Here is a 9,636-nt window from a genome sequence, read left to right on the forward strand (position 1 = left end):
CAAGAGTGTTCGTCATGCAGTTATTCACCAACGTCATCACCACCACCATTATTACCGGTACCACCACAGGTGGCACTGGGGCCGGTTGATGCGCTGACGAACAAGCACAGAAATCAGAAAAGGCCCGTACCCACCCAGTACGGGCCTTTTTGTTGGATGATTTTCAGAACCATTTTCGGGCAAATTTGCAAAGATCACAGGGAGAGAAAGCGATGAGAGTGTTGAAGTTTGGCGGGTCGTCACTGGCCGATGCAGAGCGTTTTTTACGGGTCGCCGATATCGCGGTGAATACCCACGGCCAATCCCAGGTTGCCCTGGTGCTGTCGGCACCGGCCAAGGTGACCAACCACCTGGTGGCTCTGGTGGAACAGACCAGCCGCGGCATGGATGCCAGCAGCACCTTGTTCGAGATCAACGGCATCTTCTCCCGCCTCTTGGCCGGCTTGAAGGCAGCCTATCCGGCGCTGGATGACAAGGCGCTGCAGGCTCGTCTCACCAGCGAACTGGATCAGGTGGAGCGACTGATGCAGGGCATCCGCCTGCTGGGGCTCTGCCCGGACAACGTGCAGGCCCGCATCCTGAGCCGGGGCGAGAACCTCTCCATCGCCTTCATGCACGAGCTGCTGCGGGTGCGCGGCCTCGAGCTGGACATCATAGTGCCGGAACAGCTGCTGGTGACCGACGGCGGTTATCTGGAGGCTCACGTCGACATCGAAGCCTCCCGCCTGCGTTTTGCCGCCAAGGGCCTGCGCTCCGACTGCCTCTACCTGATGCCGGGCTTCACCGGCGGCAGCGACAAGGGTGAGACCGTGCTGCTGGGTCGTAACGGCTCTGACTACAGCGCAGCCGTGCTGGCCGCCTGCGTCGATGCCGAGTGCTGCGAGATCTGGACCGACGTCGAGGGCTGCTACAACTGCGACCCGCGCCTGGTGCCGGACGCTTACTTACTGAAAACCCTCTCCTACAAGGAGGCGATGGAGCTCTCCTACTTCGGTGCCAAGGTACTGCACCCGAAAACCATCGCGCCGGTGGCCCAGTTCCACATTCCCTGCCTCATCAAGAACAGCTTCAACCCGCAGGGGCCGGGCACCCTCATCGGCGTCGAGCAGGGGGATGACGACCTGAAAGTGAAGGCCATCTCGGATCTCTCCGGCATGTGCATGTTCAACGTCTCCGGCCCCGGCATGAAGGGGATGGTGGGCATGGCCGGCCGCATCTTCTCCGCCGTCTCCCGCGCCGGGGTCAGCATCGTCCTCATCACCCAGTCATCCTCCGAGTACAGTGTCAGCTTCTGTATCCACAGCTATGACTGCGACAAGACCCGCAAGGTGCTGGAGCGCGAATTCGAGCTCGAATTCAAGAACCAACTGCTGGATCCGCTTGAAATCATGCAGGATCTGGCGATCATCTCTCTCATCGGTGACGGCATGCGTACCAGCAAGGGGATGGCGGCCCGCTTCTTCACCTCGCTGGCCCAGGCTTCCATCAACATCGTTGCCATCGCCCAGGGTTCGAGCGAGCGCTCCATCTCTGCGGTGGTGCGGGATCGTAAGGTGGCCGAAGCCATCAAGGCCTGCCACCAGAACTTCTTCGGCAGCCAGCAGTTCATCGACTTGTTCGTGGTCGGCGTCGGCGGTGTCGGCGCGGCCCTGGTGGATCAGATTGCCCGCCAGCAGCCGGTATTGGCCGAGCAGGGCACCGGCCTGCGGGTGGTGGGCATCGCCAACAGCCGCCAGATGGCGGTCAACAAGGATGGGCTGAACCTCGCCAACTGGCGTGAACAGCTGGTGGAAGCCCGTGACAGCTTCAGCCTGGAAGCGGTACAAAAGCTGGTGGAAGAGAGCCACCTCATCAACCCGGTGATCGTCGATTGCACCTCCAGCGAGGCCATCGCCGTCCAGTACGCCGACTTCCTCGCCGCCGGTTTCCACGTGGTCACCCCGAACAAGAAGGCCAACACAGGGTCGCTCGATTACTACAAGGCGCTGCGCCGCACCGCCCGCCAGACCCGTCGCAAGTTCTTGTACGAGACCAACGTGGGCGCCGGCCTGCCGGTCATCGAGAACCTGCAGAACCTGATCAAGGCCGGCGACAAGCTGCGCGCCTTCGACGGCGTGCTGTCCGGTTCGCTCTCCTTTATCTTCGGCAAGCTGGATGAGGGGATGGCCTTCTCCGACGCCACCAAGATTGCCCGTGGCAACGGCTTTACCGAGCCGGATCCGCGCGACGATCTCAACGGCATGGACGTGGCCCGCAAGCTGCTGATCCTGGCCCGTGAGGCCGGCATGGCGCTGGAGCTCTCCGACGTGGAGGTAGAGCAGGCATTGCCGCCCGGTTTTGATGTGAGCGGCGATGTGGAAGCCTTCATGGCCCGCCTGCCGGAGGCTGACGGCTGGTTCCGCGACCAGTTTGCGGCCGCCCAGCGTGACGGCAAAGTGCTGCGCTACGTGGGTTCCATCGAGGGTGGCAAGTGCAAGGTCGCCATCAAGGCGGTCGGCGCCGACGAGCCGCTGTTCAAGGTCAAAGACGGGGAAAACGCGCTCGCCTTCTTCTCTACCTACTACCAGCCGATCCCGCTGGTGCTGCGCGGCTATGGCGCCGGTACCGAAGTGACCGCCGCGGGCGTCTTTGCCGACGTGCTGCGCACCCAGAACTGGAAGCAGGAGTTGTAAGCATGAGTTCAGACATGTACCAGAGCGGCAGCGTGGTGGCCTATGCCCCCGCCTCCAGCGCCAACCTGAGCGTGGGATTCGATGTATTGGGGGCGGCGCTCGCCCCCGTGGATGGCTCCCTGCTCGGGGATCGCGTCCAGGTCAAGGCGGCCGATGTGCCGTTTGCTCTCTCCTCCGTGGGCCGTTACGCCCACAAGTTGCCGGCTGACCCGAAAAAGAACATCCTCCATGACTGCTGGCTCGCCTATGGCGAGGCACTGGAGAAGTGCGGCCTGACACTCAAGCCGCTCGAGATGGTGCTGGAGAAGAACCTGCCGGTGGGCTCGGGTCTGGGTTCCAGCGCCTGCAGCGTGGTGGCGGCACTGGAAGGGCTGAACGCTTTTCACGGCGCGCCCCTCAATGAACATGACCTGCTGCTGTTGATGGGGGAGATGGAAGGCAAGATCTCCGGCTCCGTCCACTACGACAACGTCGCCCCCTGCTATCTGGGCGGCATGCAGCTGGTGCTGGAAGAGCACGGCGTCATCAGCCAGGGCATTCCGGTGTTTGAGCAGTGGTACTGGGTGGTCTGCTATCCGGGCACAGTGGTCTCCACCGCCGCTGCCCGCGCCATTTTGCCGGCCCAGTATCGCCGGCAGGATTGCCTCACCTATGGCCGCCGGCTGGCCGCCTTCGTGCACGCCAGCTACACCGGGCAGGAGGGGCTGGCGGCGAGCGTATTGAAAGACGTGATTGCCGAGCCCTACCGCGCGGCGCTCATTGAAGGTTTTGCCGAGGTGCGGGCCCAGGCCGCCCAGAACGGGGCGCTGGCCACCGGCATCTCGGGCTCCGGCCCCAGCGTGTTCGTGGTGATGAAGGATCTGGCCCAGGCCGAGCGGATGAAAGATTGGATGGACGCACATTTCGTGCAGAACGAAGATGGATTTGCCCGGGTTTGCAAACTCGACATGGCCGGGGCACGGGTAACAGGAAGCGAGCTATGAATCTTTACAATATCAAGGACAAGAGTGAACAGGTGAGCTTCGCCCAGGCGGTGCGTCAGGGTCTGGGCCGCGAACAGGGTCTGTTCTTCCCCGAGCAGCTCGAGCCGTTGGCCGACGTCGATGCTCTGCTGGATCTGCCGCTGGTGGAGCGTTCCGCCCGCATCCTCAGCCACCTGCTGGGGGACGAAGTGCCCGCGCCCAAGGTACACGAACTGGTCAAGGCCGCCTTCACCTTCCCGGCGCCGCTGGTGAAGCTCAAGGATGGCACCTATGCCCTCGAGCTGTTCCACGGCCCGACCCTGGCGTTCAAGGATTTCGGCGGCCGCTTTATGGCCCAGTGTTTGGCTGCGTTCCGTACCAACGACAAGATCACCATCCTCACCGCCACCTCCGGTGACACCGGCGCCGCCGTGGCCCACGCCTTCTACGGGCTGGAGGGGATCGAGGTGGTGATCCTCTACCCCAAAGGCAAGATAAGCCCGCTGCAGGAGGCGCTGTTCTGCACCCTGGGGGGCAACATCCGCACCATCGCCATCGACGGCGACTTCGATGCCTGTCAGGCGCTGGTGAAGCAATCCTTCGATGACGAAGAGCTGAAAAAGGCGATTGGTCTGAACTCCGCCAACTCCATCAACATCAGCCGCTTGCTGGCCCAGGTTTGCTACTACTTCGAGGCGCTGGCCCAGCTGCCGAAAGCCGATCGCGCCAAGGCGGTCATCAGCGTGCCGTCCGGCAACTTTGGCAACCTCACCGCAGGCCTTATCGCCAAGGCGCTGGGGCTGCCGGTGAAGCGCTTTATCGCCGCCACCAACGCCAACGATACCGTGCCGCGCTACCTGAAAACCGGCCAGTGGGATCCGCACCAGACAGTGGCAACCCTGTCGAACGCCATGGATGTGAGCCGCCCCAACAACTGGCCTAGGGTGGAAGAGCTGTGCCGTCGCAACGGCTGGGCGCTGGAGACCCTGGGTTCTGGCATGCGCAGTGATGCCCAAACTCGCGATGCGCTGAAACGCCTGCATGAGCTGGATTACCTCTGTGAACCCCACGGCGCCATTGCCTGGGATCTGCTGGGCGAACAGCTGTCTGAGGACGAAGTGGGGGTGTTCCTCTGCACCGCTCATCCGGCCAAGTTCAAGGAGTCGGTGGACGAGATCCTGGGGCTGGACGTACCGCTGCCCGGCCCGCTTGCCAAGCACGCCGTGCTGCCGCTCTTGTCCCACAACCTGCCGGCGGAGTTTGCCCCGCTAAGGGCCTTCCTGCTCGGTTAAGTTGATTGCCAATCCCCCGAGCTCGGGGGATTTTTCTATCCGTTGCTTTTTATCCGTGACAGGGCGGGCAGGCCGCCCAATATAAGGAGTGAAGATGAGTCAGCATCCCCTTCGAACTCTCATCGAGACCTGTGATGCCGCCATCTCCCGGCGCGATTTCGACGCTTTGATGGCCTTCTACGCCGAGGACGCCGCGCTGGTGGTCAAGCCCGGCATGGTGGTGCGCGGCATTCCCGCCATCCGCCGTGCCTTCACTGCCATCTCGGATTACTTTCAGGGGCAGCTCAAGGTGGAGCAGGGGGTAATGGAGGTGATCGAGGGGGCCGACAATGCGCTGGTGATCATGGAGACCCGGCTCAATTACCCCGATGGCCAAGGGGGCCTGACTGAGGAAACCCGCCGCGCCACCTATGTGTTTCGCAAAGAAGCCGATGGGCAGTGGCGCTGCACCATAGACAACTCCTATGGCACTGCGTTGCTGGCAGCGGTGGGGGCCGACGTCCGGCCTTCTTCTGATTAGAGCCGTGGCAACTTATCTCGGACGGGATGTTTTTTTATTTCCGATCATCCTGAACCGTGGCCCGATGAGCGCGATAGTCCTCGAACGGCTGGTTGTGATAACAGGATTGGCGGTCCGGTTAAGTGATTGACCAACCCGCACTCGTCGGGTTAGCCTCTTGGCTCCTTTGATGTATGAGTACTTCCTCCGATGCGCATTTAACCTGTCCGCACCCCGCTTTTGATTCCTCTCCCGCCAGGGAGAACGGGTGCGTCTTACCGTGACAGGTTGATGCTGATTCCTCTGCTGTTTTCCTATTTGTGGACACGTGTCCCTGTCATTTGGCTTGGCTCTTGGCCTGCGGCTTCCGCATTGGCCCACAGGAGTTCAGATGACCCATATCGCATGTCATATCAATGCCTTGCAACTGCCCTTCGGCGCCTGCACTGTGCCCCTTACCTTCACTTTGCCCGCTGCGGGCTGCACCCTGATCGGTCGCAACGGCATCGGCAAGAGCCTGCTGCTCGAACTGCTGGCGGGCCAGCGCCGCGCGGCTTCTGGCAAGATCGAGTGGTTGACCCCCATCAGCTGGTTGTCCCAGTTTGCGCCCGCGCAGGCTCATGACGACGCAGCCAGCGTGGCCGACATGATCGGCTGGAGCGAGCCGCTGCGGGCCCTTGAGCGCATCGAGCAGGGGAGCTGCGCCCTGGACGATTTCGAGCGGCTGGCTGATCGCTGGAACCTGCGCAGCGATCTTGCCGACCTGCTGGCAGAGGCTGGCCTCAGACTCGATGCCCATACCCCGGTCAGCACCCTGAGCGGTGGCCAGCTCACCCGTTTGCGCCTGCTGGCGCTGTTTGCGAGATCTGCTCACTTTCTGCTGCTTGATGAGCCGGACAACCACCTGGATGCCAGTGGCATCGCGTGGTTGAGCCAGCGATTGGCCAGCCACAGTGGTGGCTATCTGCTGGTAAGTCACGACCGGCGTCTGCTCAATCAGACCAGCCAGATTCTGGAGCTGGGCGAGCAGGGGCTGCAGAGCGCCAGCCTCTCGTTTGAGGCATTTTTGGCGCAGCAGGCCGAGCTGCAGGCTGCCCGCAGCGCTCGGCTGGCGCAGGCGGAGCGCCGTGAAAAGGCGGCGGCGCGCAGCGTGCAAAGGGTGCGCGAACAGGCGGCCAGACGGGCCAGCCAGGGGCGGCGCGAGCGCGGCTCCCAGGCCAAGATCCTGCTCGATTTCAAAGCAGAGCAGGCGGGTAAATCCCTTGGCAAGGTACTGGATCGCCACCAGCGGGGCCACAGTGCCCAGCTGGAGGCTCGCGCCGAGGCGGCAGCCGCACTGGCGGCGGTGCAGCCGCTTGTCATGCAGTGGCCGGCAGAGAGCGATCGCAAGGGGGCGGCCCAGCCGCTGGTGATCACGGCGGCGCGCCACAGGCGCTGGCACGATCAGCAGGTAGATCTGGTGCTGCAACGGGGAGAGCGTTGTTTGCTGGTCGGTCGCAACGGCAGCGGCAAGTCGAGCCTGCTGCAAATGCTGCGCGGTGAGTTGGCGCCCGAGGCGGGCAGCTTTCGCATCAATGGCCGGCTGGCGTGTCTTGATCAGGGGCTCAGCCTGATTGCGCGAGACCTCAGCCCGCTGGCCAATCTGCTGGCGGTTGCACCGACACTGTCTGAGAGCGACGCAAGAACCCGGTTGGCGGGTATCAAACTGCGCGGCGATCGCGCTCTGATGCCCTGTCATGGTCTGAGCGGTGGCGAGCGACTAAAACTGGGCCTGCTGATGGTGCTGGCGCAACTGCCAGACCTGTTGCTGCTGGACGAGCCGGACAACCATCTGGATCATGTCTCGCGCCAGCTGCTTATTCAGGTGTTGGCCGACTACCCGGGTACCCTGCTGCTGGTCTCCCACGATCCCGAGTTTATGGCCGGGGTAGGGGTTGAAAGGGAGTATTGGTTGGGGGGATAGGGGGCTAAATCGTGAGCCAGCCAAGGAATGGCTGGCTCAGAAAGGTGGGGGGCCTAGATTATGACTCATATAATACTCTTCTTGAACAGGATGTAAGTCTCATCTAAACAAAGCAGGTGTTCTCATAGTTATTATTCGCAGTAGATACAGAAAAATTATTGTTTGATTAATGTGTCTTTTAGTGATGGTATTATTTTTTTGATATGTTCCTCATGTATTTGCAAGCTACAGAACTTGGATATTTCAAAAGCTACAGTGGTATTATTGATATTAATAGAGGTGCTTAGCTTATCAATTTTGTATTCTTTGTTGGCTATTAACTGGGTTAACGATTCGAAGGCATCTTTTGTACTAGTTATTTCTATTGTGGCTCTTGCATTTTTATCTATAGCTAGCTGACTTACTTTAACTTTTTCTGCACCATTGATCTTGGATTGTAATTCTAGCTCAAGAATATCCTTGAATTTTTTTAAGTTTATTTCAGGGGTGCTGAATCCAATTTGAAAGTCCAGTGCGCTTGAAAAATTCCTTATAAAGTTTTTAATGGTACTCGGTGGGTTGTTAATTACCATCAACATTCTATTTGTATCTAATGTCTCAATGTGAAAATTGATGTTGCGATATGTTATGTATGAGATTTCATCGACTACATTTCCGAACTGATCATAAGCTTCCTCATGAAATTCAAGTTTCTCTGAGTAAGTGGCATAAAGAGTTTCATCCTCACTTAGCGATAATCCATAAAATGTAAAATCGTTATTCTCATTACCTGTTTTTTTTAAATCAGAGAGTATATTGAAAGTGTTCTTTTTACTGTTTATTAGTAACATTCTGAATCTATTTCGACTCATCTGAATTTTCCTCCAAAGCTGAGATCAAGATTTCATTAATTATTTTTTTAGCTGTTGTTTCTATGGCTTTTGATATTTCAAGCTCCTCTTTGGCATCTAATCTAGATGGGTTTTTATTATATTCACCTTGACTCTTATATTTATACTTGCCTCGGGTTATATAAGAAAAGTTTTCAAATGTTTCTGGTTCACCAAACATAGCCTCTATTTCATATATGTCCGAACCTATAAGGTTCTCTTCAAATTTCCATCTAATTTTAGATATGTAATACCCTCGTTCATAAAGCTCTTGAAGTTCACCTGACTGTAATACTCCTTCGCCTTTTAATGACGCTCTACTAATATGTATGCCTAGCTCACCAGATCTTTCTTTGTCATCATCAGAGGGTTTGGGATGATATACATAGACATCTGTCACATCGATAGGTTTATGGTTCTCCATGCCATATAATAATTTTTGGAAAAAAGATGTTCTCGCAATAGCATCATCAACAGATGCTAAATTTATGTTTGTAAAATCGAAAGGTGAGTCTGTTTCTTCGGCTTTTCGGACAAGGGATTCACGAATTATTTTTTCATACTCTCTTACTTTAGGGTTGTCTGGGTATCTTACCGTATAACCGGTATCATTTTTCTCAATTGTAATGCAGGCCTCTTTTTTTACTATTTGTTTAAACTCAGATTTAGTGTAGTCAGGTGTTTCATATGTTATGTCTATGATATAGCTACCATTTGAATCTTCATGCCATATGCATAAGTCTCTTTCTTGGGTTATCTTTGTTTTTAGGGTATTAAGAGTTTCTTCCAAAGCATCTTGATCAATTCTAGTCGTATAATCACCAGTAGTTACTTTTTCTTTACGTTGTATAATGCCCATTGCACTGGCTATTTTTTGATGATCATAGTAGTCGTGATTATATTTCGAGAACTCACGCGATAGATCTTCTCGTTTACTTTCTATTGAAATAATAACTCTTCGTGAAAGAAATAAATCTCTCAATTCTGAGTTGTTGATTTTGGATGTGTTTAATGCGTCAAATAAAGCCTTATCTGTAACGCTATATAGATAATTTTTATGCATGAACACTCTTCCAGCCAATGTTTTCAGAATCGTAGAACTCTCTTGTATATGGAATCATATCAAGATGTATATTTAGACTTCTTCCCGCATCATCGTAGCCCCATTCATGAGCATACTTTTCTAAAGCCCTTGTAAAATGAGAGCGAGCTGAAGAATCGGCATTAACTTGAGGTATTTTTAATCTTATTTTGTTTTCGCTATTTAGAAGTTGATATTTAGATAGCAAATCTAGTAGATAGACAAACTACCTACACAGATTGACTATGAAATAAATCTGGAAATCGTTGTATGGTAGGGCTTAGTGGCCTTTTCCAGA

At 56.1% G+C, this 9,636-nt stretch carries 7 protein-coding genes; 5 read left to right on the plus strand and 2 right to left on the minus strand.

What is annotated here, in order from left to right:
• Positions 1–212 precede the first annotated feature (212 nt).
• The 5 genes from thrA (at position 213) to PG899_RS08570 (ending at position 7,388) form a co-directional block, all read left to right on the plus strand.
• Positions 213–2,672, plus strand: a complete 2,460-nt coding sequence (gene thrA, locus PG899_RS08550; RefSeq protein ID WP_029299563.1) for a bifunctional aspartate kinase/homoserine dehydrogenase I — start codon at positions 213–215, stop codon at positions 2,670–2,672.
• 2 nt (positions 2,673–2,674) lie between these two features.
• Positions 2,675–3,655: a homoserine kinase gene (gene thrB, locus PG899_RS08555; RefSeq protein ID WP_158196952.1), complete on the plus strand. Its 981-nt coding sequence runs from the start codon at positions 2,675–2,677 to the stop codon at positions 3,653–3,655.
• On the plus strand, positions 3,652–4,926 hold the full coding sequence (gene thrC / locus PG899_RS08560; protein ID WP_158196953.1) for a threonine synthase: 1,275 nt from the start codon (positions 3,652–3,654) through the stop codon (positions 4,924–4,926). Before thrB ends, thrC begins: the two co-directional genes overlap by 4 nt.
• Positions 4,927–5,020: 94 nt before the next feature.
• Positions 5,021–5,446 carry a YybH family protein gene (locus PG899_RS08565; RefSeq protein ID WP_101613895.1) on the plus strand — a complete coding sequence of 142 codons (426 nt, stop codon included), beginning with the start codon at positions 5,021–5,023 and terminating at the stop codon, positions 5,444–5,446.
• Between the two features lie 370 nt (positions 5,447–5,816).
• Positions 5,817–7,388, plus strand: a complete 1,572-nt coding sequence (locus tag PG899_RS08570; RefSeq protein WP_113994782.1) for an ATP-binding cassette domain-containing protein — start codon at positions 5,817–5,819, stop codon at positions 7,386–7,388.
• 155 nt (positions 7,389–7,543) lie between these two features.
• On the opposite strand, the gene PG899_RS08575 is transcribed toward PG899_RS08570, so the two are convergent.
• A complete protein-coding gene (locus PG899_RS08575; RefSeq protein ID WP_181014970.1) occupies positions 7,544–8,239 on the minus strand; it encodes a hypothetical protein in 696 nt (231 codons plus the stop codon).
• Positions 8,226–9,320, minus strand: coding sequence for a hypothetical protein (locus PG899_RS08580; RefSeq protein WP_103829222.1), 1,095 nt, complete (start codon positions 9,318–9,320; stop codon positions 8,226–8,228). The genes PG899_RS08575 and PG899_RS08580 overlap by 14 nt, the downstream gene beginning before the upstream one ends.
• Positions 9,321–9,636 lie beyond the last annotated feature (316 nt).

Origin of the sequence: Aeromonas sp. QDB39, assembly GCF_027707585.1 — a bacterium.
GTDB classification, from domain to species: Bacteria; Pseudomonadota; Gammaproteobacteria; order Enterobacterales; family Aeromonadaceae; genus Aeromonas; species Aeromonas hydrophila.